Source organism: Brevundimonas vesicularis (genome assembly GCF_900445985.1).
Taxonomy (GTDB): Bacteria; Pseudomonadota; Alphaproteobacteria; order Caulobacterales; family Caulobacteraceae; genus Brevundimonas; species Brevundimonas vesicularis_D.
Window position 1 is genome coordinate 653,505 of record NZ_UAQP01000014.1, and the last position, 26,357, is coordinate 679,861.

The window sequence follows — 26,357 nt, forward strand, 5'->3', positions numbered from 1 at the left end:
GATTAGCGCTCAGATTGCCATCGGGCGGTTAAGGGAATTGTGAAGGGGACGGTTAACGCCGCCGCGGGCTCAGGCGGCGCTCCATCCGCACTGGTGACCGCGGTTCTGTTCCTGGAGCCAGACGTTCAATGGGGCGAAGTAGTCGGCGATGGCCGAGGCGTCGTTGCCGTCATCGCCGGTGAAGGCCTTCATCGCCTCCTGCCAGGGTTGGGACTGGCCCATCTGCAGCATCGCGTTGAAGCGCGCGCCCACCTCTTTGTTGCCATAGACGGAGCAGCGGTGCAGCGGCCCGGTCCAGCCGGCCTGTTTGCAGGCCGCGCGCTGGAACTGAAACTGATAGATGGCCGCCAGGAAGTAGCGGGTATAGGGCGTGTTTCCGGGCACATGGTATTTGGCGCCCGGATCGAAGACGTTGGCCGGACGCGGGCCCGGCGGAACCAGGCCCTGGTATTGCAGCATGTCGGCGGTCCAGGCGGTATTGTAGGCGGCCGGCGCCGTCTCGCCTGAGAAGACGTCCCAGCGCCAGCGGTCGACCATCAGGCCGAACGGCAGGAAGGCGATCTTGTCCAAGGCCATCTTGAGCAGGAAGGGGATGTCCTCCTCTGCGCCCGGGGTGGTTTTGAGCAGGCCGATCTGGTTCAGATAGGTGGGGGTCAGGGCCGATAGGCCGACGAAGTCGCCGATGGCCTCATGGAAGCCGTCGTTGGCGCCGTTGCGGAACAGCATCGGCTGGTTCTTGTAGGCGCGCTGATAGTAGTTGTGACCCAGCTCGTGGTGGACGGTGTAGAAGTCGTCGCCGTTGACGTTGGTGCACATCTTGATGCGGATGTCGTCGGCGTTGTCCAAATCCCAGGCCGAGGCGTGACAGACGACTTCGCGGTCGCGCGGGCGGGTGATCTGACTGCGTTCCCAGAAGGTCTGAGGCAGCGGATCAAGGCCCAGCGAGACGTAGAAGCCCTCACCCGTCTTGACCATTTTCGTCGCGTCGTAATCGGCGGCCTTGAGCAGTTCGGTGAGGTCATAGCTGGAGGCGCCGCCACTGGACGGGGCGACGACGTCATAGATGTTGCCCCACTGTTGTGACCACATATTGCCCAGCAGATCGGCGCGGATTGGGCCGTGATCGGGTTGCACCGCATCGCCGTATTTGGCGTTCAGCCGAGCGCGCACATAGCAGTGCAGGTTCTCGTAGAAGGGCTTCACCTGGGCCCACAGCCGGTCGGTCTCGGCGGCGAAGTCGTCGGCGGGCATGTCATAGCCCGAGCGCCAAAGGGCGCCGGTGTCGGCGAAGCCCAGTTCGCGCGAGCCCTCATTGGCGATCTCGACCATGCGGGCGTAATCGTCGCGCATGACCGGCGAGATGGTGCGCCAGCCTTCATACAGCGCCTTGGTCTCGGCGGGATCGCGGCTGTCGGCCAGGATCAGCGAGGCCTCGTCCAGGGTGATCGGCTTGCCCTTGAAGTCGAACTTGCCGGTCGAATAGGTCGAGTCCAGCCGCGTGGTGATCTGGGCCAATTCCTCGGCCGCGCCGGGGCGGTTGGGCGCCGGCAGAACCAGGCTGAGCCGCAGCAGGTTCAGCTTGCGCCGCACGACGGGATCAACCTGGACGTCGTTGAACTTGGCCGCTTGATTGGCCAGCTGGACCTGAAGCTCGGTCGCCTCGGCGTTGGCCTTGGACTCCAGCCACATGGTGTCGAAGGTGATGTTGGTGGCGCGCGCCCACTGGATGCGGGCGACATATTCGCTGACCTCGGCCCATTTGGTTTCGGCGTCGGCGATGAAGGCGGTCGCGCCCTCGGCGGTGATGGGATAGTCGGCGCGCATGCCGCTGACGGCCGGCGCGGGCGTCGTCGAGGCCGTCTGTTCGACGCCCGGGGCTGCGGCGGCGGGTTCGCTGGTGCTGGCGCAGCCGGCGGCGAAGGCGAGGGCGCAGACCGCGACGGCGGTCATCATCTGACGCTTCATGATGGATCTCCTGAACAGCGCGGGCAGGAGAGGTCAGGCCCGGTCGCCCGTCAAGCGTGACGGTTCAGCGACCGACGACGCAGGTGTTCAGACCTTCATTGCGCACCGTACCCATAGCCGCCTGAATACGCGCGGCGCGCCGACGCACATAGGGGCCGGGCGCGGCGGCTTCGTAACGACGCGGGGCCGGCAGGATGGCGGCCAGACGCGCCGCCTCACGCGGGCTCAGATCGCGTGCGTCTTTGCCGAACCAGTGGCGCGACGCGGCCTGGGCGCCATAGACGCCGGGCGCCCATTCCACCACGTTCAGATAGACCTCCATGATCCGGCGCTTGGACCACACGGCCTCGATCAGGACGGTGTAGCCCGCTTCCAGACCTTTTCGGATCCAGTCGCGCCCGGGCCAGAGGAAGACGTTCTTGGCCGTCTGCTGACTAATGGTCGATCCGCCGCGCAGGCGCCCGCCCTCGGCGTTGTGGTCCAGGGCCTTCTGGATCGCCTCCATGTCGAAGCCGTGGTGGCTGCAGAACCGGGCGTCCTCGGCGGCGATGGCCGCATTCACCAGATTGGGCGAAATCTGGTTCAGACCGCGCCACTGGTAGTCCATGCCGTCGCCCCTCGCGAGCTGGCGCAGCATCAGTATGGTGGGCGGCGGCGGGACAATGGCGACGATCAGCACGCCCGCGACCGGGATCAGGGCCAGGATCAAAAGCGCGGTCAGCACCACGCGACGCCAGCTCTTGCGGCCCGTCGCCATCAGAGGATCAACACCCCGGCGGCGCCGTCTTCGTCGGCCCAGGCCACCTTGTCGACGGCGGGGCTGAGCGACAGGGCGACGATGGCCGACCCCTTCTCGGCCTTGACGAAATTCAGACCCTGGGCCGCCGGATGCGCGACCCAGACCCGACCGTCGGTCAGGCCGGCGGCCAGCAAACCCTGATCGGCGCGGGCCGAGACCAGATTGACCAGGGTCGTGTCGTCATAGCCGATCTCGGTCGCCTCGCGCCCCATCGGTCCGTTCGATCCGATGAAGGGCCATAGGACCGCGCCCTGCGCGCCTGAGGTCGCCATCAGCTGACCATTTGCCAGGAAGGCCATCGAGCGCACCTTGCCGGGATAGCCGCCCATGCGCAGATTCTTGGCGTCCTTAATGCGCCAGCCGTGCATCTGATTGTCCTGCATGGTCGTGACGACGAAGGCGCCGTCGGGCGAAAAGGCGACGCCGGTGTGCGACCCGGCCCAGGCGAGCTTAACCGGCTGCTGCTTTTCGATCCGCGCATACCACAGCGCCGCCCCGCCATAGGTCGAGGTGGCGATGCGCCGGCCCTTGGGCTCAAAGGCGACGCCGGAAACGGTGCGCTCGTGCTGGAAGTCGCGCCGGAAGCCGACCTCCTTGGGGTCGATCACCGACAAGGTGCGGCCGAAGGAAAAGGCGATCAGGCCCGAGGCCGGCGAGGCGTCGATGGCGTCGATCCACTGGTTCTTGGCCGTGGCCAGAACGACCGGGTCTTCGTCGCGACGGATCCAGACGACCTTGCCGTCATCGCCGCCCGTGACGATCCCGTCGCCGGACGGATGAACGCAGGCGCACAGCACGGCACCGTCGTGCGCCTCCACCCGCGTTCGGTCCTCGAAGCGGACCGAGCCGTCGCCAAGGGCGAAGACAGCGCCGGTGTTGTCGAACAGGGCGGCGGTGACCTGGGCGTCGAAATCAAAGTTCATAGGCCGCATGTAGCGATCCGACCTCGCCGCGTCACCTTCTGCCTGCCTGCTAGACCGGATCGGTCGGCTTGGGCGTCACTGGCGCCGGCTCCGCTTGGGCCTTTGCGGGTTCGTCGGGCAGGGGGATGAACTCCAGATCGTCCGCGTCCGGCAGCGTCATCCGTCCCGCCTTCCAATCGGCCTTGGCCTGATCGATGCGGGCTTGGCTGGAGGCGACGAAGTTCCACCAGATCAGCCGTTCACCCACCGGCTCGCCGCCCAGGACCATGACGGTCGACTGGGTCAGGGCCTTGATCGTCGGCTCGGCCGTCGGCTCCAGCACGATCATCTGGCCCTCATGGAAGGTGCGGTCGCCGACCTCGATGGAGCCCTTGGCCACATAGAGCGCACGTTCGCTCATGCCGCCGGCGCCCTTCCCGGACGGCGGAGCGGTGCGCACGCCGGGCTGAAGCTCCCAATGGATATAGAACAGCGGCGAGGACACCGACACGGCCGCCTTGGCGCCGTAGGCCTCGCCAGCGACCAGACGCGCGAACAGGCCGCCGTTCTCGTAAGCCGGCTGGGCGTCCTCGCCTAGGTGATGGAAGGCCGGATCCATCTCCTCGGCCTCGTCGGGCAGGGCGACCCAGGCCTGCATGCCGTGCATCGGCCCGCCCTTGCTCTTCTTCAGCGGATCGGTGCGCTCTGAATGGACGATGCCCTTGCCGGCGGTCATCCAGTTGACCTCACCCGGCCGGATCGCCTGATCGTAGCCGAGATTGTCGTGGTGCATGATCTCGCCCTCGAACAGATAGGTCAGGGTCGACAGGCCGATGTGCGGATGCGGTCGCACGTCGATGGCCGTGGCGCCCGGCGCGAACTCGGCCGGTCCCATCTGGTCCAGGAAGATGAAGGGCCCGACCATCCGCCGCGAATGGAAGGGCAGGACGCGCCCGACCTCGAACCCGCCCAGGTCCTTGCGGCGTGCCTCGATCACCAGTTCGATCATGTGTCGGCTCCCAAAGCGGCCCGCGCCGCCTGAGCGACGTTATCCGACGTGAGGCGTGATGATGCCAAGAGGCAGGGCGGTCACATTCTTCACGCCGCGCGTGACGATGTGGCTTTCGCAGTCCGAGACGATGCCCAAGGCCAGCAGCTTCTCGCGCAGGAACAGGTCGAAGGCGTGCATGTCCGAGGTGATGATGCGCAGCACATAGTCCTCGCGCCCCGTGATGGTGGCGCACTGGACGACCTCGGGCCACTTGGCCACGGCGGCCTCGAAGACATTGAGATTGTCCGCCGAGGGCAGCATCAGTTTGACGATGGCGTAGACCTCGAAGTCCAGGCCCAGCAGCTGAGCGTTCAGCAGGGTGACGCGCTTGGTGATCAGGCCGGAGTCTTCCAGCCGCTTGATCCGCCGCCAGCAGGGCGAGGCCGACAGCCCGACGCGATCGGCGACCTCTGCGACCGACAGCCCGGCGTCTTGTTGCAGGATATCCAGGATGCGGGCGTCGATGGGGTCGAGTTCGTCGGCCAATGCGTTTCTCCGATTATGATTATCGCGAAATAAAATACCCGATATCGGGATTGCGCAAGGTCAAATTGAGCGAGCACCTGCTTAAGCGGCGTGTTATCACACGTCCAGAGGAAACACGGACGGACCCCAGAACGGATATGGACGCCCGCATGAACGACAAAATGAACAAAAAGAACAGCCAGCCCCTGTCCTTGCGCGTGCCGGAGCCGTCGGGCCGTCCCGGCGATACGCCGGACTTCAGCCATCTGCAGATGGATCCTGCCGGTGTCGTCGAACGGCCCGAGGTCGGATCGACCCCCTATCAGATGCGCGATCTCGCCTTCCGCCTGATTCGGGTGCTGGACGATGAGGGCGCCGCGGTCGGTCCGTGGAACCCGCGCCTGGATCCCGAGACGATGCGCCGGGGCCTGAAGGCCATGATCCTGACGCGCGCCTTCGACGACCGGATGCACCGCGCCCACCGCCAGGGCAAGACCAGCTTCTATATGAAGTGCACCGGCGAAGAGGCTATCGCGGTCGCGCAGGGCATGATCCTGAGCCGCGAGGACATGGGCTTCCCCACCTATCGCCAGCAGGGGCTTCTGATCGCGCGCGGCTATCCGCTGGTCGCGATGATGAACCAGATCTATTCGAACGCCGAAGATCCGATCAAAGGCCGCCAACTGCCGATCATGTATTCGGCCAAGGACTATGGCTTCTTCACCATCAGCGGCAATCTGGGCACTCAGGTCCCGCAGGCCGTGGGCTGGGCCATGGCCAGCGCCTATAAGGGCGACGACAAGATCGCCATCAGCTGGATCGGCGACGGCGCCACGGCTGAGGGCGACTTCCACAACGCCCTGACCTTCGCCTCGGTCTATCGCGCTCCGGTCATTCTGAACGTCGTCAACAACCAGTGGGCCATCAGCTCCTTCCAGGGCATCGCCGGCGGGCTTGAGACCACCTTCGCCTCCAAGGCCATCGGCTATGGTCTGCCGGCCTTGCGGGTGGACGGCAACGACTTCCTGGCGGTCTGGGCGGCGACCCAGTGGGCCGAGGAACGGGCGCGGTCGAACCAGGGGGCGACGGTGATCGAGCTCTTCACCTATCGCGGCGCCCCGCACTCGACCTCCGACGACCCCAGCCGCTATCGCCCCGGCGATGAGCATGAGAAATGGCCGCTGGGCGATCCGATCGAACGTCTGCGCCAGCATCTGACCGTCATCGGCGAATGGGACGACGAGCGTCACGCCGCCGCCCTGAAAGACGCCGTCGAGCAGGTCCGCGCCGCCGGCAAGGAATCCGAAGCCATCGGCACCCTGGGCCAGTCGCGCCCCAGCGTGAAGACGATGTTCGAAGAGGTCTATGCGACCGAAGACTGGCGCCTGATCGAACAGCGCCGCGAGGTGGGGGTCTGACCATGAGCGAGCAAACCACCTTCACCGACGCCGATCGCAACGACGGCGTCGAGCCCGACATGGTCGATCAGAACGCCGCCCCCGCCTCGGAAGCAACGGGCGCGGGCGTGGTCCCCATGAACATGATCCAGGCGCTGAACTCGGCCATCGACGTCAAGATGGCCGAAGACGCCAACGTCCTGTCGTTCGGCGAGGACGCCGGCTATTTCGGCGGCGTCTTCCGCGTCACCGACAAGCTGCAGCAGAAGCATGGCCTGACCCGCAGCTTCGACGCCCCGATCTCGGAATGCGGCATCGTCGCCGCCGCGATCGGCATGGGGGCCTATGGCCTGCGTCCGGTCGTGGAAATCCAGTTCGCCGACTACATCTACCCGGCCTACGATCAGATCGTCTCCGAAGCAGCCAAGATGCGCTACCGCTCGGGGGGGCAGTTTACCAGCCCGATCACGGTGCGCAGCCCCTATGGCGGCGGCATCTTCGGCGGCCAGACGCACAGCCAGTCCCCCGAAAGCCTGTTCACCCATATCGCGGGCCTGAAGGTCATCATTCCCAGCAATCCCTATGACGCCAAGGGCCTGCTGACCGCCGCCATCGAGGACGACGATCCGGTCGTCTTCTTCGAGCCGAAACGCCTCTACAACGGCCCATTCGATGGCTGGCACGAGAAGCCGGTCAGCCCGTGGAAGGCCCAGGACCTGGCCCAGGTCCCGACCGGCAAGTATGTCGAGCCCATCGGCAAGGCGCGCGTGATGCGCGAAGGAAACGACGTCACCATCCTGGCCTATGGCACCATGGTCTGGGTCGCCCTGGCCGGCGCGGAACACGCGGGCGTGGACGCCGAGGTCATCGACCTGCGCTCGCTCGTGCCACTGGACATCGAAGCCATCGAAGCCTCGGTGAAGAAGACCGGCCGCTGCGTCATCGTGCATGAGGCGCCCAAGACCTCGGGCTTTGGCGGCGAGCTGTCGGCTCTCGTTCAGGAGCGCTGCTTCTATTCGTTGGAGGCGCCGATCGCGCGCGTCACCGGTTGGGACACGCCCTATCCGCACGCTTTTGAATGGGAATATTTCCCCGGACCGCAAAGGGTCGCAGACGCCTTGAAGAGCGTCATGACGGGAGGTCGATAAGATGGGTCGTTTCGTCTTCAAACTGCCCGACGTGGGCGAAGGCACCGCCGAGGCCGAACTGGTCGGATGGCACGTCAAGGTCGGCGATGTCGTCGCCGAGGACCAGATCGTCGCCGACGTCATGACCGACAAGGCCACGGTCGAGATCACCGCCCCGGTCAGCGGCAAGGTCCTCGCCCTGCACGGCGAACCCGGCGCCATGGTGCCGGTGCGCGGCCCTCTGGTGGAGTTCGAGATCGAGGGGGCGGGCAATGCCGATGACGCCCCGACGCCCGTCGCCCCCGCCGCCGCCAAGCCGGATCCCGCACCCGTGATCGCCGAGGCGCCGAAGGTCGAGACACCGGCAGCCCCCGCTGTCGAGGCGCCGACATCCGGCAACTATGTCTTCAAACTGCCCGACGTCGGCGAAGGCACGGCCGAGGCCGAACTGGTCGGCTGGCACGTCAAGGTCGGGGACGCGGTCGAGGAAGACCAGATCATCGCCGACATCATGACCGACAAGGCCACGGTCGAGATCACCTCGCCGGTCGCCGGAACGGTCGTCGCCCTGTACGGCGAGCCGGGCAAGTCGGTGCCGGTCGGCGGACCGCTGGTCGCGTTCGATGTCGAGGGTCGGGGCAATGTCTCGACGCCCGTCGCGGCGCCGAAACCGGCCTCCAAGCCGACCGAGAATGCGACGACGGCTTCCGCCGCGATTCCGACGGCTCAAAGCGCGACTTCAGCGACTGCGCTCTCAAAGCCCGTTCCCGCCCTGACGGGACGTGCGCCCGGCGAACGCCCGTCGGCCTCGCCGGCCGTGCGCAATCGCGCGCGGGACCTGGGTGTAGATCTGACCTTCGTGCCCGGTTCCGGCCCGGCGGGTCGGATCACGCACGAGGATCTGGACGGCTTCATCGCGCGCGGCGGTTCGCAACCCGCGTCGGCGCCGTCCGGCGGCGGCTCGACCTATGCGAAGGCGCAAGGGACGACCGAGGTCAAGATCATCGGCCTGCGCCGCAAGATTGCGGAGAAGATGGCCGAGAGCGTGCGCCGCATTCCCCACATCACCTATGTCGAGGAAATCGACATGACGGCGGTGGAGGAGCTGCGCGCCCACCTGAACGCGACGAAGTCCAAGGATCAGCCCAAGCTGAACGTCCTGCCCTTCATCGCCCGCGCCATCGTGGTCGCCCTGCGCGACCAGCCCCAGATCAACGCCACCTATGACGACGAAGCCGGCATCCTGACCCAGCACGCCCCGGTCCATCTGGGCATTGCCGCTCAAACGCCGAACGGCCTGATGGTGCCGGTGGTGCGACACGCCGAGGCGCGCGACCCCTATGACACGGCGCTGGAAATCGCGCGCGTCTCGGGCGCGGCCAAGGACGGTTCGGCCAAGCGCGAGGAACTGTCGGGTTCGACCATCACCATCACCTCGCTGGGCACGCTGGGCGGGGTGGTCCACACCCCGATCATCAACCACCCCGAGGTCGCCATCGTCGGTCCGAACAAGATCGCCGAACGGATCGTGGTCAAGGACGGCCAGATGGTCGTGCGCAAGATGATGAACCTGTCGTCCAGCTTCGATCACCGCATCGTCGACGGTCACGACGCGGCGGTGTTCGTGCAGCGGATCAAGGGGCTTCTGGAAAACCCGGCGACGCTGTGGATGGGGTGATGCCCATTCTCTAAGCGGGAAAGCGAGGTCCGCCCGCGCCTATGGCTATCACCTCGAATTTGGCGCCATGGCTCTTGATGATCCTCTCTCCTCGCCGAGAGAGGATCATCGGGAATCGGAAGGGTAATGTGATGCGGCAAATCAAAGTCAAAGCGCTGACCATCGGCGCCAGCCTGCTAGCAGCCGTCGGCGTCGTCGCCTCGTCCGCTAACGCCTGCATTCCCGAGCCGCCGCCGGCTTGGTCGTCTCTGCTACGGACCGATGGGCCGGCGCTGTTCATCGGGCGCGTGACGACCGTGGAGCGTTTGGCTGAACCCAGCCGGACGCCGACCATCGAGGTCATTCAGTCCAAGGCGACCATCGCCAGACTGGAAACGCTTCAAGGCACCCCGCAAGAGACATACACCCTGACCGCTGCAGAAACCGCCCGTCCGTTGGGCGGCTATCAAGGCATGATTTGCGTCGATTTTCAGCGCGTCAAACCCGGCGACGTCGTACTGGCCATGGAAACCCAGACCGGCGCGGTCCGCGTTTTCGAACCCCAGCAAGTTCCTCCGCAGTTCAGCACCCGCCTTGAGGCCAATCGTTGACCCAGACCCTGAAAACCAAAGTCCTGATCATCGGCGCGGGCACCGGCGGCTATGTCGCGGGCATTCGCTGTGGCCAGCTGGGCCTCGACACCGTGTTGGTCGATGGCGGCGACGGGCTGGGCGGGACGTGCCTGAACGTCGGCTGCATTCCGTCCAAGGCCATCATCCATGCGGCGGGCAAGTTCGAGACGGTGGCCAAGGCGGCCGGCGGCGGGACGCTGGGCATCACGGCGGCGGCGCCGGCCATCGACCTGTCGCAGACGGTCGAATGGAAGGACGGCATCGTCCGTAAGCTGAACGCCGGGGTCTCGGCCCTGCTGAAAAAGGCCAAGGTCAAGGTGATCAAGGGCTGGGCCGAGTTCGCCGACGCCAAGACCTGCGTGGTGAAGACCGACGAAGGCGACATCCGTATCACTGCCGAACATGTCATCCTGGCGACGGGGTCCGAGCCGGTCGAACTGCCCTTCCTGCCCTTCGGCGGCGACGTCATTTCATCGACCAAGGCGCTGAGCCTGTCGGAGGTCCCCAAGAAGCTGGTCGTCGTGGGCGGCGGCTATATCGGCCTGGAACTGGGCATCGCCTATCGCAAGCTGGGCGCCGAGGTGGCCATCGTCGAAATGGCCGAGCGTATCCTGCCGCTCTACGACAAGGCTCTGACCGATCCGGTCGCCAAGTGGCTGGAGAAGCATGGTGTCGAGCTGCACCTGGGCGCGCGCGCTGGGGGCTTCGGTGACGGTAAGCTGTCGATCACGACGAAGGACGGCGAGCCGCTGCAGCTGGACGCCGACAAGGTGCTGGTCACGGTCGGTCGGCGTCCGCGTACGCAAGGCTGGGGCCTGGAAAACATGGGCGTGGCCATGGCCGGGCCATTCGTGAAGATCGACCAGCGCTGCGCCACCAGCATGAAGAACGTCTGGGCGGTCGGCGACCTGACCGGCGAACCCATGCTGGCGCACAAGGGCTCGGCCCAGGGCGAGGTGGTCGCCGAAATCATCGCCGGCCACGACCGCATCTTCGACCCCGTCACCATCGCCGCCGTCTGTTTCACCGAGCCGGAAATCGTCTCGGCCGGTCTGGGCCCGAACGAGGTCGCGGGCCGCGATGATGTGATCCAGTCGGTCTTCCCCTTCGCCGCTATCGGTCGCGCCCTGGCCATCGAGGCGGGCGAGGACGGCGGCTTCGTGCGGGTGATCGCGTCCAAGACCGACCACCGCATCCTGGGCATCCAGGCGGTGGGCCAGCATGTGTCGGAACTGTCCAACAGCTTCGCCCAGATGCTGGAGATGGGCGCAGTGCTGGAAGACGTCGCCGGGACGATCCACGTCCACCCGACGCTGGGCGAAGCCTTCCATGAGGCCAGCCTGCGCGCCCTCGGGCACGCCATCCACATCTGATCAAATCCGGTCCAGTCGCTTCGCATGGTTCGCCACCATGCGGAGCGCCAGGCCATCGGGCAGGAAGCGAGCCAGTCCGGCCATGACGTTGTTCATGACGCCGGGGGTGACGCTGGGACGGTTGGCCTCGCAGGCGTCATAGCCGATGCGCGCCACGCGCGCGGCGTCCATCCACATCCAGGCCGGATAGGCGCTGGAGACCTGCTCGCGCGAGCCGTTGACGTCGTGGAACTCGGTCAGGGTGTAGCCGGGGTTCAGCACGGTGACGTGAACGCCGGTCCCCTGCGTCTCAAGATGCAGGCCTTGTGACGCCTTGATCAGGAAGCTCTTGATCGGTCCGTACAGGGTGTCGCCGCCCGTCGCGGGCATCTGGCCGGCCAGGGAGGCGACGTTCAGCACCCGGCCGAAGCCCCGCTGGATCATGCCGGGCAGCAACAGGCGCGACAGCTCGACCGGCGCGGTCAGCATGACCTGGATCATGGCGCGGTGGGCGCTCAGGTCGGTGTCCAGAAAGCCGGTGACACGGCTGAATCCCGCATTGTTGACCAAGCCGTCGACGGTCAGGCCGCGGGCTGCGATGGTCGCGACCAGCCGCTCGGGCGCCGCGGGGTCGGACAGGTCTTCGGGGATCACGGTTGCGGTCACGCCGTGGGCGGCGGTCAGTTCGTCAGCCAGCGCCTGCAGCGGGGCTTGGCGACGCGCTGTCAGGATCACATTCCAGTCCCCGGCCGCATAGGTCCGGGCCAGGGCCGCGCCGATGCCGGCCGAGGCGCCGGTGATCAGAACGGTTCGATTCACGACGCGATCAGGCCGCGACGGGGCAGGACTTGTGCGGCGCGAAGGCCGCCAGCGCGATCGGGTTGTCGGCCAGAAGGTCGGCGATGGTTATCTTGGACAGGGCTTCGGTCGCGGCCTCGTCGGCGGCGGTCAGGGCCTTGGCGACTTGGCGCGGGATATGTTCGCTGATCGGGCAACCCTTGGCGCCGGCGGGGGGCGAGCCGATGTGGGCGCAGCCGTTCACCGCCTTCAGCACCTGATCCAGCCGAATGTCCTCTGGCTGCCGCAACAGCCAGGAGCCGCCGGTCGCGCCCGGGCGGGTGGCGATCAGCCCGGCCTTGGCCAGCAGGGCGGTCACGCGGCGCACCACGACGGGATTGGTCGGGATCGAGGACGCCAGCACGCCGCTGGGCATCGCCTGCGCAGGCCCGAACGCGCCCTTGTGGGCCATATAGGCCAGGGCGTGGGCGGCGACGGGGAAGCGTTGGCTATCTGACATGGTTCTGTTCCTGATGCGAAAATAGGCGTTCAGGGGCCGAATCACAAATCGCGCCGCAGAACGCCGAAACCGAATCCATCGCGGCGCGATTGAAGACCGCGTGGAATGAGCCTAAAGGCTCGCCGCTTTGAAGGGACCGACGCCGCGTCGGAGACCCGGAGGATACGCATGGCCGGGGACACTCCCCACGACGCGAGCGCTCCCTCGCCCGCGTCGAACACGCCGGACAAGCCCACCCACGCCACGGGTCCGGAATCCCACATCCCGGGCGGCCAGGCCGCCAAGCACGGCGGATTCTGGGCCCTGACCATCGGCGCGATCGGCGTGGTGTTCGGCGACATCGGCACCAGCCCGCTCTACGCCCTGCGCGAGGCGATCGACCATGCGCGCTCCGGCGTCGGCGGCGATCTGGCCGTGATCGGCGTCGTGTCGCTGGCGTTTTGGGCGCTGATGGTGGTGGTGACGTTCAAATACGTCTTCTTCCTGATGCGCGCCGACAACAAGGGCGAGGGCGGCACCCTGTCGCTGATGGCCCTGGCCCAGTTCGCGGTCGGTCGGCGCAGCGCCTGGATCTTCATTCTGGGCGTTTGCGGCGCGGCCCTTTTCTATGGCGACGGCATCATCACGCCCGCCATCTCGGTCCTGTCCGCCGTCGAAGGCCTGCAAGACGCGCCGGGTCTGGCCGGGCGGCTGGACTCCTTCATCGTGCCGATCTCGGCCGGCATCCTGATCGCCCTGTTCCTGGTCCAGTCGCGCGGCACCGCCAGCCTGGCCAAATATTTCGGCCCGATCACCGCTGTCTGGTTCCTGAGCCTGGGGGCGCTGGGCCTGTATCATATCTTCGACGACGTCAGCGTGCTGCGGGCCCTGTCGCCCCACTATGGCGTCATGCTTCTGCTCAACGACGGCTTCCTGGGCTTCGTAATCCTGGGCAGCGTCTTCCTGGCCGTCACGGGGGCCGAGGCCCTCTATGCCGACATGGGCCATTTCGGAAAGGCGCCGATCCGCATGGGCTGGCTGGCCTTCGTCCTGCCGTGCCTGACGCTGAACTATCTGGGCCAGGGCGCCCTGATCCTCGACAATCCGGCCGCGTCCGAGAACCCGTTCTGGAACATGGTGCCGCAGTTCGCCTATTGGCCGATGCTGATCCTGGCGACCGCCGCCACCGTGATCGCCTCCCAAGCCGTGATCACCGGCGCCTTCTCGGTGACGCAACAGGCGGTGCAACTGGGCCTTCTGCCGCGCATCGACATCAAGAACACCTCCGAGACCCAGGCCGGCCAGATCTTCGTGCCGGCGGTCAACACCTTCCTGATGGTGGGCGTGCTGGTCCTGCTAGTCGTGTTCCAGAGCTCGCATAACCTGACCGCCGCCTATGGCGTGGCGGTGACCGGCACCATGCTGGTCAATACGCTGATGGCCTATTCGGTCATCCGCAAGGGTTGGAAGTGGCCGATGTGGGCGGTGGCCGGAACCCTGATTCCATTCGCCTTCATCGACAGCGTCTTCCTGACGTCCAACCTGCTGAAGATTCCGGACGGGGCGTGGATGCCGCTGGTGCTGGGCGCCCTGCTGGTCGTGGTGATGTGGACCTGGGTTCGCGGGACGCAGATCCTGACGGGCAAGACGCGCAAGGACAGCCTGCCGCTGAACGATCTGATCGAGATGCTTCAGGCCCGTCCGCCGCACCGTGCTCCGGGCATGGCCATCTTCCTGACCTCGGATCCCGATGTCGCGCCGGTCGCCCTGATGCACAATCTCAAGCACAACAAGGTGCTGCACGAGAAGAACGTCATCCTGACCGTGCGCACCTCCGAGCGGCCGCGCGTCAAGGAGGCCGACCGGGTGCGGATGGAGCCGATCAACGACGATTTCAAGAAGGTTACGGTCACCTACGGCTTCATGGAAACGCCGAACGTGCCGCGTGCGCTGGGCCTGTGCCGCAAGCAGGGGCTGAAGTTCGACATCATGTCGACCAGCTTCTTCCTGGGTCGCCGTTCGCTGATCCCGTCGGCGCGTCAGGGCATGCCGCTGTGGCAGGACAAGCTGTTCATCTTCCTGATGCGCAACGCCGCCAATCCGACCGACTTCTTCCACATCCCGCCCGGCCGCGTGGTCGAGCTGGGCGCGCAGGTGGCCGTATGAGCACCGAGAGACAGGGCGGGCAGAGCTCGCAGGCGCGCGGCCGTCGCATGGCCACCAAGGGCCGCCCGCGCCCGGCCTCGGCCGAGGCCGATCAAGGTCCGTCGCAGGACGACATCGGCGTCGAAGCCCGCGTCGTCGCCGGCATTCTGCTGAGCGCCGCGCTGGAGAAGCGCAACGGATTGGACGAAGCCCTGTCTCAGCCCGCCGCACGCGCGCTGGAGCCGGTGGACCGCGCCTTCGCCCGGGCCGTGGCCATGGCGGCCCTGCGCCGTTTGGGCGAGATCGACCAGATTCTGGATCGCCGCCTGAAGAAGTCGCCGCCCGAGGCTGTGCGCACCCTGATGCGCATCGCCCTGGCCCAGACTCTGGTGCTGGAAACGCCCGCCTTCGCCGCCGTCTCGACAGCGGTGAAACTGGCCGAGCGCGATCCCAAGACCCGGCCCTACAAGAATCTGGTCAATGCGGTGCTGCGCGGGGTTGGGCGTGAAGGCCCCGGCCTGACGACGGCCGAGAGCAATCTGCCGGACTGGATCGCGGCGCGCTGGAAGGCGACCTATGGCGAGGCCGCCTTGGCGGGTCTGGCCTTGGCCGCGCGCGAAGAACCCGCGACCGATCTCAGCCTGAAGCCAGGCGTTGATCCCGCCGCGGTTGCCGCCGCTGTCGAGGGCGAGGTTCTGTCCGGGGGCACGGTTCGCACCGGCCGTCGCGGCGATGTCGCCGGCTGGCCCGGTTTCGAGGACGGCGACTGGTGGGTCCAGGACGCGGCCGCCGCCGTACCCGGCCGGCTGCTGGATGTGAAGCCCGGCGAGACGGCGCTCGACATGTGCGCCGCGCCTGGAGGCAAGACGCTGCAACTGGCGGCCGCCGGCGCCGCCGTCGTCGCGCTCGACCGTTCGGCCCCGCGGCTGAAACGCCTGACGCAGAATCTCGAGCGGACCGGCCTGACCGCCGAAGTCGTCGCCGTCCCGGCCGAGGACTGGGAGGACGCCCGCACCTTCGACGCCGTCCTGCTGGATGCGCCCTGCACCGCGACGGGCACTTTCCGCCGCAATCCGGAGGTCCTGCGCGCCACCAAACCGGCAGAGGTCGCCAAATTGGCGGACGTCCAGCACCGACTGCTCGACGCCGCCGCCGAGCGTGTGAAGCCGGGCGGCCGTCTAGTCTATTGCACCTGCTCGCTGGAGCGTGAGGAGGGCGAGACCCAGATTATCGCCTTCCTGCGTCGCAATCCTGCCTTCCGCACCGTCGCCGCCGATCCGACCGCCGTCGGCGCTCCGCCCGAGGCGCTGACGCCCGAAGGTTGGTTGCGCATCCTGCCCTCCATGTGGGCCGAACACGGCGGACTGGACGGCTTCTTCGCGGCAAGGCTGGAACGGGCATCCTGAGCGGGAGCGCCTTGCTCCTGCCCGCAACCCGCCTTATCCGGAAGGCCATGGCCGTTACCCCTCTGATCTGCCCATCGATCCTCGCCAGCGATTTCGCGCGGCTGGGTGAAGAAGTCCGCGCGCTGGAGGCGGCGGGCGCCGACTGGATCCACGTCGATGTGATGGACGGGCATTTCGTGCCGAACATCACGCTTGGCCCCGACATCGTGAAGGCGATCCGACCGCACACGACCTTGCCGTTCGACGTGCACCTGATGGTCGCGCCGGTGGATCCTTGGCTGGAGGCGTTCCGCGGTGCGGGCGCCGACGTCCTGACCGTTCATCCTGAGAGTGGGCCGCATCTGCATCGCACCCTGGGTCGCATTCGTCAGTTGGGCGCCAAGGCCGGCGTCGTGTTCAATCCGGCGACGCCGCTGTCGATCCTGGAAGAGGTGGTCGATCTGGTCGATCTGGTGCTGATCATGTCGGTCAATCCGGGCTTTGGCGGTCAGAAGTTCATCGAAAGTTCGTTGAAGAAGATCGCGGGCGCGCGGGCCATTCTCGACCGCGCCGGTTCGTCGGCTCACCTTCAGGTAGACGGCGGCGTGACCTCCGCCAACGCCGGGGCCTGCGTCGCCGCTGGGGCCGATGCTCTGGTCGCTGGGTCGTTCGTGTTCAAGGGCGATTACGCGACCAACATCGCCGCCCTGAAAGCCGCGCCGGCTGCTCAGAGCCTCTCGTGAGCCCGCTCGGCCCCTTCGCCCCGCGGGGCCAGGAAACGACGCTGGACGTCGCCTCGGGTCAGATCCCCGGCCTGCCTGGCGCGCCGGTGCGCACGCCGGTGCGGTCGGGCGACACGGTCGCAGGACCCGGCCTGTGGCCCGCCATCGCTGGCCGACTGGCGACGCGACAGCTGTGGATCGAGCTTTACGGCCTGCCCGGTTACGGCCTGACGCTGGGGTCGGCTCTGGGCGGAGGCAAGGTGACGGCGTTCGCCGCCACGCCGCGCGATTTCCGCCCTCATGATCCGGCGCCGGGGCGCAATGTCCTGGCCGGGCGTTTCATGTTGGCGGGCGCCTCGATGGAGGTCGAGCCGCCGACCGATCCGTGGAACCGACCCAGTCCCTCGCGGCCCTTTGCGGTCGAGCTTCACGCCTTCGCCTGGTTGCCTGGCCTGATGGCTCAAGGCGACCGTGGCGCGCGCGAGGCGCTGCGTCTGACCCTTGCCTGGGCTGACGCCTTTGCACGGTGGTCGCCCTTCGCCTGGGGACCGGAAATCCTGGCGCGGCGGGTCGTCAATCTGGCGTGCGGCGCACGGCGGATGGGCGCCGTCGCGACCGAGGCCGAGCGGCTGAAACTGGCCGATAGTCTGGCGCGCCAGACCCGGCAACTGCTGCGTCCGCCCGGCGGTCTGGCCAGCCGGGCCGAGCGGTTGACGGCGGCGGCCATCGGCGGCTGCGTGCTGGCGGGGGCGCCAGGGCAGGCCTTGCGTCGCCGCGCGCTGTCGCGGCTGGACGGCGCCCTGAAGACGACGGTGCAGGCCGACGGCGGCCACGCCTCGCGCAGTCCCGAGGCGGGGCTTGAGCTGCTGCTCGATCTGCTGACGCTGGACGACGCCCTGTCGCAACTGTCCGAACCGACGCCGGAGAGCATCTCGGCCGCGATCGCCCGGCTGACGCAGGGCCTGCGCCTGCTGACCTTGCCCGATGGTCGTCTGGCCAGCTTCCAGGGCGGCGGCCCCTCCACGTTCGAACGCGTCGCGGCCGCCTGCGCCCACGACGACGAAGCGATGGCCAGCGGCGACGTAGCGCCTGCAGCGACCGGTACGGTCGCCGGCTTGACGCGCATCGCCAGCCCCCTGCTCACCATCATCGCCGACACCGCCCCGCCGGCGCGCGACGCCTGGGGGGCGGCCGCCTGCGCCCAGCCGCTGGCGCTGGAGATCGCCTGCGGCAAGGATCGTCTGGTGACCGGCTCGGGGTGGACGCCGGCCTCGACCGACCGCCAGGCCCTGCGGCTGACGCCGGCCCATTCGACCCTGACCTTGGGCGAGCGATCGCTGAACGAACCGCTGGGCGGCTGGAAGGGTGAGCTCTTGGGCCCGCGCTTGGTCGGACCGCCGATCCATGTGACCACCGACCTGCGCGACGGAGACGGCGCCGTCTGGCTGGAGATGGAACACGACGGCTGGAATGAGTTGTTCGGCCTGAACCATCAACGCCGGCTCTATCTGGACCAGCGCTTGGACGAACTGCGGGCCGAAGAAAAACTCTTCCCCACACCCGGCCGCAAGGAGATGGTGCGCCAGATTGCGGCGCCCTATGCCATCCGCTTCCATCTGGAGCCGGGGGTTCAGGCCTCTCTGGCGCGCGACCGACGCTCGATCCTGCTGCGCGGCGCCTCGGGCCGGGGCTGGTGGTTCAGGACCGACGGACCGGACGTGGCCATCGAGCCCAGCGTCCATATCGACGCCGGTCTGACGCGGCGCTCGCTGCAGATCGTCGTGCGTGGCTCGGCCCGCACCGACAGCGAGACCAAGATCCGCTGGAAGCTCAGCCCGGCCGGCGCGAGCGGCGAACCGACCTGAAACCGTCCGTGGGGTGACGGCGAAGCGGTTTGGGTCTAGACGGCGCGCCATCCTCCCCTGCCATCACGGACGCCGCCCATGCCCGCCGCTCCCGACTTTCCGCCCGCCCCTGACCGGGTCAAGCCGCAACGCGCCCTGATCTCTCTGTCCGATAAGGCCGGGCTAGAGGACGCAGCCCGCATCCTGCACGATCTGGGCGTCGAACTGGTCTCGACCGGCGGAACGCGCGCGGCGATCGAGAAGCTGGGCCTGCCGGTCAAGGACGTGGCCGAGCTGACGGGCTTCCCTGAGATGATGGACGGCCGGGTCAAGACCCTGCACCCCATCGTTCACGGCGGCCTCTTAGGCGTGCGTGACGCCGCCGACCATGCCCAGGCCATGAGCGACCACGGCATCGGCGCCATCGATATCGTCTGGATCGACCTTTATCCGTTTGAAAGCACCGTCGCGGCCGGCGGCGCGTTCGAGGCGGCGGTCGAGAATATCGACATCGGTGGGCCGGCCATGATCCGCTCGGGCTCCAAGAACCACGGCTATGTCGCCGTCGCCGTCGACGGCGAGAGCATCGGCCTGATCCTTGAGGCGCTGAAGGCCGAAGGCTGCACAGACCTGGCCCTGCGCAAGCGCCTGGCCGCCCGCGCCTTCGCCCGCACCGCCGCCTATGACGCCGCCGTCTCCGGCTGGTTCGCCGGTCAAATCGAGGATGCCGCGCCGGTTCGCAAGTCAATCGCGGGCGCCCTGGCCCAGACCCTGCGCTATGGCGAGAACCCGCATCAGACGGGCGCCTTCTATCGAACCGGCGAGCGCCGTCCGGGCGTAGCCTATGCCGAACAGGTTCAGGGCAAGGAACTGGGTTACAACAATATCGCCGACGCCGACGCCGCCTATGAGCTGGTCGCCGAGTTCGAACAGCCGGCCGTGGTCATCGTCAAACACGCCAACCCGTGCGGCGTGGCCGTGGGCAAGGACCTGTCCGAAGCCTATGCCCGCGCGCTGGAATGCGACGCCGTTTCGGCCTTCGGCGGCGTGATTGCGGTCAACCGTCCGCTTACGGCTGAGGACGCCCGCGCCATTACTGGCATCTTCACCGAGGTCGTCATCGCCCCCGGCGCCGACGACGAAGCCAAGGCCGTCTTCGCCGCCAAGAAGAATCTGCGGCTGCTGATCACCGACGGCCTGCCCGATCCGCATGGGCCGGGCGAGGTGTTCCGTTCGGTCGCCGGCGGCTTCCTGGTCCAGAGCCGCGACCGGTCGCTGATCAAGCCATCGGACCTGAAGATTGTCACCCAGCGTCAGCCGACCCCGACCGAGATCCAGGACATGCTGTTTGCCTTCACCGTGGCCAAGCACGTCAAGTCCAACGCCATCGTCTACGCTAAGGACGGCCAGACTGCCGGCATCGGCGCCGGCCAGATGAACCGTCGCGACAGCGCCCGCATCGCCGCTATTCGCGCCAAGGAGGCTGGAGAGGCCAAGGGTCTGACCCAGTCGCTTGCCGAGGGTTCGGCCTGCGCTTCGGAAGCCTTCTTCCCCTTCGCCGACGGCCTCTTGGAAGCGGTCGCGGCGGGCGCCACGGCGGTGATCCAGCCGGGCGGCTCCATGCGCGACGCCGAGGTCATCGCCGCCGCTGACGAGAAGGGCATCGCCATGGCCTTCACCGGCGTGCGGGTCTTCAGGCACTAATCTTGGAAGGAAGGGCGCTAACGCTCGACGCCCGGCGTCTCACTGATTGAGCGCCCTTCTTTCCGTTTTAAAGAGCGCCTTATCGTGACTGGACGACTGCCGTCAGCCGTGATGCTCTGACGTCTTTCCCGCGTTGGAGCGTCCCATGACCGTGCTGATCCGCCCCGAAGGCCAGACCGCCGACGACCTGAAACTGAGCCGTCGAACCCTGGGCGCCTTGGGGGGCTTGCTGTTTTCCGGCTATGCGGTCGCGGCCCTGGCCAAGGAAGCCAAACCCATCACGACTGACGCCGAGGGCCTGTCCACCGAGACCGTGACCTATGCCACGCCGGACGGGTTCCAGCTTCCGGCCTATGTCGCCCGGCCGGAGGGCGACGGCCCGTTCCCGGTCGTGGTGGTGGTTTCCGAGATCTTCGGCGTCCACGAATATATCCGCGACATCTGCCGCCGTCTGGCCAAGCAGGGATACGCCGCTATTGCGCCGGCCTTCTTCGTCCGGGTCGAGGATCCCGCGCCGCTGTCGGACATGCAGCGGATCATGCAGATCGTCGGGGCGGCCAACTATGAGCAGGTTATGGGCGACCTGTCGGCGACGCTGGAATGGGCCAGCCAGCAGTCGTGGTCCAAGGACGGCAAGGTCGGCATCACTGGCTACTGCTGGGGCGGCAAGGTGGTGTGGCAGGCGGCGGCCCGCTTCGCCGCCATCGGCGCGGGCGTGGCCTGGTATGGCCGCTTGGCCCCCGCCGCAGACGCCACGCCGGTTCAGATCTCATCGGGCCAACCCTGGCCGGTCGACATCGCCGACGATCTCAAGGCGCCCGTGCTCGGCCTGTACGGCGGCAAGGATCAGGGCATCCCATTGGCCAGCGTCGAACGGATGCGCGAGGCCCTGGCGCGCGCCGGCCAGACCGGCAGCCAGATCATCGTCTATCCCGACGCCCAGCACGGCTTCCACGCCGACTACCGCGCCAGCTACTCGGAGGCGGACGCCAAGGACGGCTGGTCCAAGCTGCTGGCGACGTTCGATAAAGCGTTAAAGAATTAGGGCGTTACTGGCGCCAGGGCTGCGGGGAGCAGCCCGAGTATGGGAGGGTAGGACGTGAACGGATTGCGGCTTCGCGGGGCGATCGTCCTGGGTATCGGCCTGCTGTTTCTGCCTCTCGCAGCGTGCGGAGGCGGTGGTGGAGGCGGTGGCGGCGGCGGCACGATCACGCCCCCCGTTCCTCCGCCCCCGCCACCCCCGCCGCCTCCCCCACCACCGCCTCCGCCGCCTCCGCCTCCCTCGGTTACGTCGAGCGAGTATCTGCGGAACTACGGCTTGGCCAATATGAAGGTCCAATCCGCTTGGCAGGCCGGGGCGACTGGAGCCGGCGTCACCGTCGCCGTCGTCGACTCCGGCATCGCCAATACCTTGCCAGAGTTGGAGGGGCGTATCTCCAGCGCCTCGACGGACGTCGTCGTGGGGCGCAATACGCCCTATGTGGCGTCAAGCAGCCACGGCACGCGCGTGTCGGGCGTGATCGCCTCGAACTTCAACGGGTTCGGTACGATTGGCGTGGCGTACAACTCGACCATCCTGTCGATCCGCACCGATATCTCTGACTGCACGGACAAGAATACGGACGTCTGTTTCAGCAGTTCGGATCTGGTGCGCGCGCTGGACTACGCCGTCGCCAATGGCGTCAAGATCATCAACATGTCGCTGGGCGGCGATGGGCGGCTGGGCTCGGCGTTCGAGGCGGCGCTGCTGCGCGCCGTCAACTCGGGCGCCGTGATCGTGGCTTCTTCGGGCAATGACGGAAACGCCAATCCGGGCTGGCCCGCGCGTTACGCCATCGACCCCCGGTTCGCCGGCAGCGTCATCGCGGTCGGATCGCACGGCGCGACCGATGCGATGTCCAGCTTCTCGAACCGAGCAGGGGATACGGCGGCCGGGTATATTTCAGCGCCGGGCGAGGATGTGATCACTGGGTGCGAGGGCACGTCGTGTTGGCGCGTCAACGGCACATCCTTCTCGGCGCCGCATGTGTCCGGCGCGCTCGCTTTGCTGATGCAGGCCTTCCCCAATCTGTCGGCGCGTGCGGCTCTGGATATCTTGCTGACGACCGCACGCGACGCCGGCGATCCCGGCACGGACATCGTCTATGGGCGCGGCCTGCTGGACATGGCCGGCGCGTTCAGACCGGTCGGAACGACCTCGACGCCGATGGCGGACGGAAGCTCCATCGTCAGCATGAGCGAACCGGGCAGCTTCGTCGGCGCGGCGTTCGGGGACGCTTTCGGTCGCCAAACGGCGCTGAACACGGTGCTGTACGACGCCTACGATCGGATGTTCGCCGTCCAACTGGGCGGCGCCTATCCGACTGCGCCGAGCCGATCCTATCAGGCGGCGCCGTTCGAGCAGAACACCACGGCGACAACCACCCTGGCCCTGCCGGGCGGCGGTCGATTGAACCTGATTGCGGCCCAACCCAGCGCCCGACCTGACCCGATCGCGCCTCGTCACGATCTCTATGATGCGCCCTGGATGGGGGACGAGCCGCGGCAGGAGGCGATGCTGGATGTCGCCACGGGTCGGATGAATTTCTCGGTCTGGCAAGGAAAAGGCGGGGCTACATCGCCGTTCAACGGCGCGGCGGGCGACGGTTTCGCCGCCCTGGCCCAGGCCGACCACGCCGTGCGGGGCGCCCTGCGCTTCGGCGCGGTGACGGTCTCGGGCGAAAGCGGAGGCGGCGATCGCCGGATGCCGCTGCGTCGTGTCGAGCAGGACGCCTCGACCTATAGTCGCGCGGCGATCGGATGGCGCGGAGCGGAGGGCGGTCTGTCTTTCAGCGTCGGCGCCTTGGATGAACGTCTCGGACCCTTGGGCGCCTTCCTGCCGGGTGAGTCCGACTTCGCCCTGCCGTCACGGACCAGCTTCTATGCGCTGGGCGGCGACTGGACTCTGCGGCCGGGCCTGCGCCTGATCGGCGAGGCGGGGATGGGGGCGACCCAAGTCGAGGGTCGGTTCCTGTCGATGGATCAGGCGGCGATCAGTTCGAACTGGCGGCTGGGGCTCCTGACGGGCTGTTCGATGATCTGCGACCGGATCAGCTTCACCTTGGCTCAGCCGCTCAGGATCGAGCGCGGAACCTTCTCGGCCATGCTGGCGGACGTGCCGGTCGAATATTTCGATCCGCTGACCTATTCGCGCCGCAGCTTCTCGGCGACGCCCAGCGGCCGCCAGATCGACTTCATCCTCGGTGGCGAACGTCGGCTGTGGGATGGGTCCAGCATGACGCTGCAAGCGGTCGCCAGCCGCGAGCCGCGCCATGTCGCAGACTCGCCGCCGGAGTTCGCCTTGATCGGCGCCTGGCGGCGTCAGTTCTGACCGACGCCGCCTGACGACTGCGGATCAGGCCTTGCCGTCGAAGGCCTGACCGTCGGCGGCGGGGGCGGCGCCATAAGGGTTGGGAGCCTGGGCGCCGGATCCCTTGGCGGCGACGACCACCATGGCGGGGCGGACGGTGCGGCCGAACAGCTCGAAACCGGACTGCATGGTCTGGATCACCGACCCGCCGGGCACGGTCTCGGACGGCTGTTCCATCATCGCCTGATGCAGATGCGGGTTGAAGGCTTCGCCCGCCTGGGGCGCGACGCGCTTCAGGCCGTTCGCGTCGAAGGCCTGCAGCAGAGCCTTCTGCGTCAGTTCCAACCCGGTCACCAGACCGGCGGTCGCGCCCTCGGCGTCCTTGGGCGCAGCCATCAGGGCGCGTTCCAGATTGTCGGCGACGCCCAGCAGGTCCTTGGCGAAGCGCTGGATGGCGAAGGCGCGCGCGTCGTTCTGCTGCGTCTCGGAACGGCGCTTCAGATTCTCCATCTCGGCGGCGACGCGCAGGGCGCGGTCCTTCCATTCGTCGCGCTCGGCGATCACGGCGTCCAGCGGCGCCAGATCGTCTGACGGATGGGCGTCCAGGCCGTGTTCGGCGTTGGTTTCGGCCATGTCGGCGTCCACGGCGTTCAGTTCGTCTTTAAGAGGCTTGTCGCTCACTTGTCGTTCCCGTCCAGCATCCGGCCCAGCACCCGGGCGGTATAGTCCACCAACGGAATGACACGGGCGTAGTTCAGTCTTGCGGGGCCTATGACGCCGATGGCGCCAAGAACCCGCTGTCGGCCGCTCATATAGGGCGCCGCGATCACGGCGGAACCCGAAAGTGAAAACAACCGTGTCTCCGCGCCGATGAAAATGCGTACCCCTTGCGCCGCATCGACGCCGTCCAGCAGGCCGATCAGCTGTTCCTTCTGCTCCAGATCATCGAAAAGGACGCGGACCCGCTCCAGATCGGCCAAGCCTTCCCGGTCCTGAAGCAGGTTGGCGCGGCCCCGCACAATCAGGGCGCGCTCGCGATCCTGGCCGCCGGACCACGCAGCGAATCCGTCCTCGACCAGGCGGGCGGCCGTTTGGTCCAGTTCACGCCGTGCGATTTCCAACTCTTGGGTCATCTCCCGCTTGGCGTCGGCGAAGGGGCGGCCGCGCAGGCGGGCGTTCAGGAAGTTGGAGGCCTCGACCAGGGTCGAAGGCGTGACGCCGGCCGAAAGTGTCATGATGCGGTTTTCGACCGTGCCGTCGTCAGCGACGATGACCGCCAGGGCCTGATCGCCGCCCAGGGCGACGAACTCGACATGCTTGACGCCAGAATCGCGTACCGGGCTGGACACGACGCCTGCCCCGCCGGCCAGGCCCGACAAGAGGTTAGACGCCTCATCCAGCGCCGCTTCAAAATTCCGGCCGCGCCCGGCGAGCCGCCCGTCGATCTCGCGCCGCTCTTCCTTGGTCAGGTCGCCGACCTCCAGCAGGCCGTCGACGAACAGGCGCAGGCCCGCGTGGGTCGGGATCCGCCCGGCCGAGGTGTGTGGCGCGGCCAAGAGGCCCGCAAGGGTCAGATCCTGCATTGTGTTGCGGATCGAGGCTGGCGACAGGGCGATCCCGCCCAGCGACAGGGTCCGCGACCCGACCGGCTCGCCGGTCTCCAGATAGCTTTCCACGATGCGACGGAAGATGTCGCGCGCCCGCGCATCCAGCCCCGCCAGACCCGCGAGGGACTGGCCGGCGTCGAACGGCGGGTTTTTCGGGGCATACAGGCTCACGGTTTCAGGATAAGCACCGCCGCCACAGCTTCCAAGGTCAGACTTCCAAGGATCCCGCCCATGCGCCATTCGCAACGCACCGACGATCAACTGCGTCCCGTGACCATCGAGACCGGCGTCAACCGCTATGCCGAGGGCTCGTGTCTGATCAGCTTCGGCAACACCAAGGTGCTGGTGACCGCCTCGATCGAGGACAAGGTGCCCGGCTGGATGCGCAATTCGGGGCAGGGATGGGTGACGGCCGAATACGGCATGCTGCCCCGCGCCACCCACACGCGCGGGCGTCGTGAAGCCGCCGCCGGCAAACAGTCGGGCCGCACGCAAGAGATCCAGCGATTGATCGGCCGCTCGCTGCGCGCCGTGGTGGACCTGAAGGCGCTCGGCGAACGTCAAGTGCTGATCGACTGCGACGTCATCCAGGCCGACGGCGGCACGCGCACGGCGTCGATCACCGGCGCCTGGGTCGCCATGAGCTTGGCGCTGAACTATCTGCGCGACGAGGGTGTATTGAAGGCCGACCCGATCACGGACCAGGTGGCGGCCGTGTCGTGCGGCGTCTGTGACGGCGTGCCGGTGCTGGACCTGGATTACGAAGAAGATTCCGAGGCCGAGGCGGATTCAAACTTCGTCCTGACCGGCTCGGGCCAGATCGTCGAAGTCCAGGCCACCGGCGAGAAGCGCGGCTTCTCGCGCGCCGAGTTCGACCGGCTCTTCTCGCTGGCCGAGACCGGCTGCACCGAACTGTTCGCCCTGCAGAAGGCGGCCTTGGCGGCGGTGAAGCGATAAGGGGGTTTCACCTCGGGGCGC

At 67.3% G+C, this 26,357-nt stretch carries 22 protein-coding genes; 13 read left to right on the top strand and 9 right to left on the bottom strand.

Features of this window, described 5'->3' with window-relative positions:
• Nucleotides 1-69: 69 nt before the first annotated feature.
• The 5 genes from DT343_RS12285 to DT343_RS12305 form a co-directional block, all read right to left on the bottom strand.
• A complete protein-coding gene (locus DT343_RS12285) occupies nucleotides 70-1,965 on the bottom strand; it encodes a M2 family metallopeptidase (RefSeq protein WP_112863118.1) in 1,896 nt (631 codons plus the stop codon).
• Nucleotides 1,966-2,029: 64 nt separating this feature from the next.
• Complete coding sequence (gene mtgA, locus DT343_RS12290) at nucleotides 2,030-2,722, bottom strand: monofunctional biosynthetic peptidoglycan transglycosylase (RefSeq protein ID WP_112863119.1); 693 nt, start codon at nucleotides 2,720-2,722, stop codon at nucleotides 2,030-2,032.
• On the bottom strand, nucleotides 2,722-3,687 hold the full coding sequence (locus DT343_RS12295) for a WD40 repeat domain-containing protein (RefSeq protein ID WP_112863120.1): 966 nt from the start codon (nucleotides 3,685-3,687) through the stop codon (nucleotides 2,722-2,724). Before DT343_RS12295 ends, mtgA begins: the two co-directional genes overlap by 1 nt.
• A gap of 49 nt (nucleotides 3,688-3,736) precedes the next feature.
• Complete coding sequence (locus tag DT343_RS12300) at nucleotides 3,737-4,675, bottom strand: pirin family protein (RefSeq protein WP_112863121.1); 939 nt, start codon at nucleotides 4,673-4,675, stop codon at nucleotides 3,737-3,739.
• 39 nt (nucleotides 4,676-4,714) lie between these two features.
• Nucleotides 4,715-5,203 (bottom strand): Lrp/AsnC family transcriptional regulator, encoded by a 489-nt coding sequence (locus DT343_RS12305; protein ID WP_055754211.1) that lies wholly within the window; start codon nucleotides 5,201-5,203, stop codon nucleotides 4,715-4,717.
• Nucleotides 5,204-5,352: 149 nt separating this feature from the next.
• On the opposite strand from DT343_RS12305, the gene DT343_RS12310 reads away from it, so the two are divergent.
• The 5 genes from DT343_RS12310 (at nucleotide 5,353) to lpdA (ending at nucleotide 11,368) form a co-directional block, all read left to right on the top strand.
• A complete protein-coding gene (locus DT343_RS12310) occupies nucleotides 5,353-6,600 on the top strand; it encodes a thiamine pyrophosphate-dependent enzyme (RefSeq protein WP_228763772.1) in 1,248 nt (415 codons plus the stop codon).
• 2 nt (nucleotides 6,601-6,602) lie between these two features.
• Nucleotides 6,603-7,727 (top strand): alpha-ketoacid dehydrogenase subunit beta, encoded by a 1,125-nt coding sequence (locus tag DT343_RS12315; RefSeq protein ID WP_181669192.1) that lies wholly within the window; start codon nucleotides 6,603-6,605, stop codon nucleotides 7,725-7,727.
• A 1-nt stretch (nucleotide 7,728) separates the two neighbouring features.
• Entirely contained in the window at nucleotides 7,729-9,384 is a 1,656-nt protein-coding gene (locus DT343_RS12320; protein WP_112863122.1) for a 2-oxo acid dehydrogenase subunit E2, read from the top strand.
• Between the two features lie 131 nt (nucleotides 9,385-9,515).
• Entirely contained in the window at nucleotides 9,516-9,974 is a 459-nt protein-coding gene (locus DT343_RS12325; RefSeq protein WP_112863123.1) for a hypothetical protein, read from the top strand.
• Complete coding sequence (gene lpdA / locus DT343_RS12330; RefSeq protein ID WP_112863124.1) at nucleotides 9,971-11,368, top strand: dihydrolipoyl dehydrogenase; 1,398 nt, start codon at nucleotides 9,971-9,973, stop codon at nucleotides 11,366-11,368. Before DT343_RS12325 ends, lpdA begins: the two co-directional genes overlap by 4 nt.
• On the opposite strand, the gene DT343_RS12335 is transcribed toward lpdA, so the two are convergent.
• The gene (locus DT343_RS12335; protein WP_112863125.1) at nucleotides 11,369-12,166 is read right to left on the bottom strand and encodes an SDR family NAD(P)-dependent oxidoreductase; all 798 of its coding nucleotides are present in this window, start codon (nucleotides 12,164-12,166) and stop codon (nucleotides 11,369-11,371) included.
• Nucleotides 12,167-12,173: 7 nt separating this feature from the next.
• Entirely contained in the window at nucleotides 12,174-12,644 is a 471-nt protein-coding gene (locus tag DT343_RS12340; protein WP_055807840.1) for an Rrf2 family transcriptional regulator, read from the bottom strand.
• Between the two features lie 168 nt (nucleotides 12,645-12,812).
• Here DT343_RS12340 and DT343_RS12345 point away from each other — a divergent pair, with 168 nt between their 5' ends.
• The 7 genes from DT343_RS12345 (at nucleotide 12,813) to DT343_RS12375 (ending at nucleotide 23,793) form a co-directional block, all read left to right on the top strand.
• Nucleotides 12,813-14,789 carry a potassium transporter Kup gene (locus tag DT343_RS12345; RefSeq protein WP_112863126.1) on the top strand — a complete coding sequence of 659 codons (1,977 nt, stop codon included), beginning with the start codon at nucleotides 12,813-12,815 and terminating at the stop codon, nucleotides 14,787-14,789.
• A complete protein-coding gene (locus DT343_RS12350) occupies nucleotides 14,786-16,174 on the top strand; it encodes an RsmB/NOP family class I SAM-dependent RNA methyltransferase (protein WP_374321951.1) in 1,389 nt (462 codons plus the stop codon). Before DT343_RS12345 ends, DT343_RS12350 begins: the two co-directional genes overlap by 4 nt.
• 47 nt (nucleotides 16,175-16,221) lie before the next feature.
• Complete coding sequence (rpe, locus tag DT343_RS12355) at nucleotides 16,222-16,896, top strand: ribulose-phosphate 3-epimerase (RefSeq protein WP_112863127.1); 675 nt, start codon at nucleotides 16,222-16,224, stop codon at nucleotides 16,894-16,896.
• Nucleotides 16,893-18,740, top strand: a complete 1,848-nt coding sequence (locus DT343_RS12360) for a heparinase II/III family protein (RefSeq protein ID WP_112863128.1) — start codon at nucleotides 16,893-16,895, stop codon at nucleotides 18,738-18,740. Before rpe ends, DT343_RS12360 begins: the two co-directional genes overlap by 4 nt.
• A 78-nt stretch (nucleotides 18,741-18,818) precedes the next feature.
• Nucleotides 18,819-20,423, top strand: coding sequence for a bifunctional phosphoribosylaminoimidazolecarboxamide formyltransferase/IMP cyclohydrolase (gene purH / locus DT343_RS12365; protein WP_112863129.1), 1,605 nt, complete (start codon nucleotides 18,819-18,821; stop codon nucleotides 20,421-20,423).
• Between the two features lie 145 nt (nucleotides 20,424-20,568).
• Nucleotides 20,569-21,468 carry a dienelactone hydrolase family protein gene (locus DT343_RS12370; protein WP_112863130.1) on the top strand — a complete coding sequence of 300 codons (900 nt, stop codon included), beginning with the start codon at nucleotides 20,569-20,571 and terminating at the stop codon, nucleotides 21,466-21,468.
• A 282-nt stretch (nucleotides 21,469-21,750) separates the two neighbouring features.
• Nucleotides 21,751-23,793, top strand: coding sequence for a S8 family peptidase (locus tag DT343_RS12375; RefSeq protein ID WP_112863806.1), 2,043 nt, complete (start codon nucleotides 21,751-21,753; stop codon nucleotides 23,791-23,793).
• A gap of 24 nt (nucleotides 23,794-23,817) precedes the next feature.
• Here the strand turns inward: DT343_RS12375 and grpE are convergent, their stop codons facing one another.
• A complete protein-coding gene (gene grpE, locus DT343_RS12380; protein ID WP_153924513.1) occupies nucleotides 23,818-24,405 on the bottom strand; it encodes a nucleotide exchange factor GrpE in 588 nt (195 codons plus the stop codon).
• Nucleotides 24,406-24,449: 44 nt separating this feature from the next.
• Nucleotides 24,450-25,544 (bottom strand): heat-inducible transcriptional repressor HrcA, encoded by a 1,095-nt coding sequence (hrcA, locus tag DT343_RS12385; RefSeq protein ID WP_066555198.1) that lies wholly within the window; start codon nucleotides 25,542-25,544, stop codon nucleotides 24,450-24,452.
• A gap of 66 nt (nucleotides 25,545-25,610) precedes the next feature.
• On the opposite strand from hrcA, the gene rph reads away from it, so the two are divergent.
• Entirely contained in the window at nucleotides 25,611-26,336 is a 726-nt protein-coding gene (gene rph / locus DT343_RS12390; RefSeq protein ID WP_112863132.1) for a ribonuclease PH, read from the top strand.
• Nucleotides 26,337-26,357 lie beyond the last annotated feature (21 nt).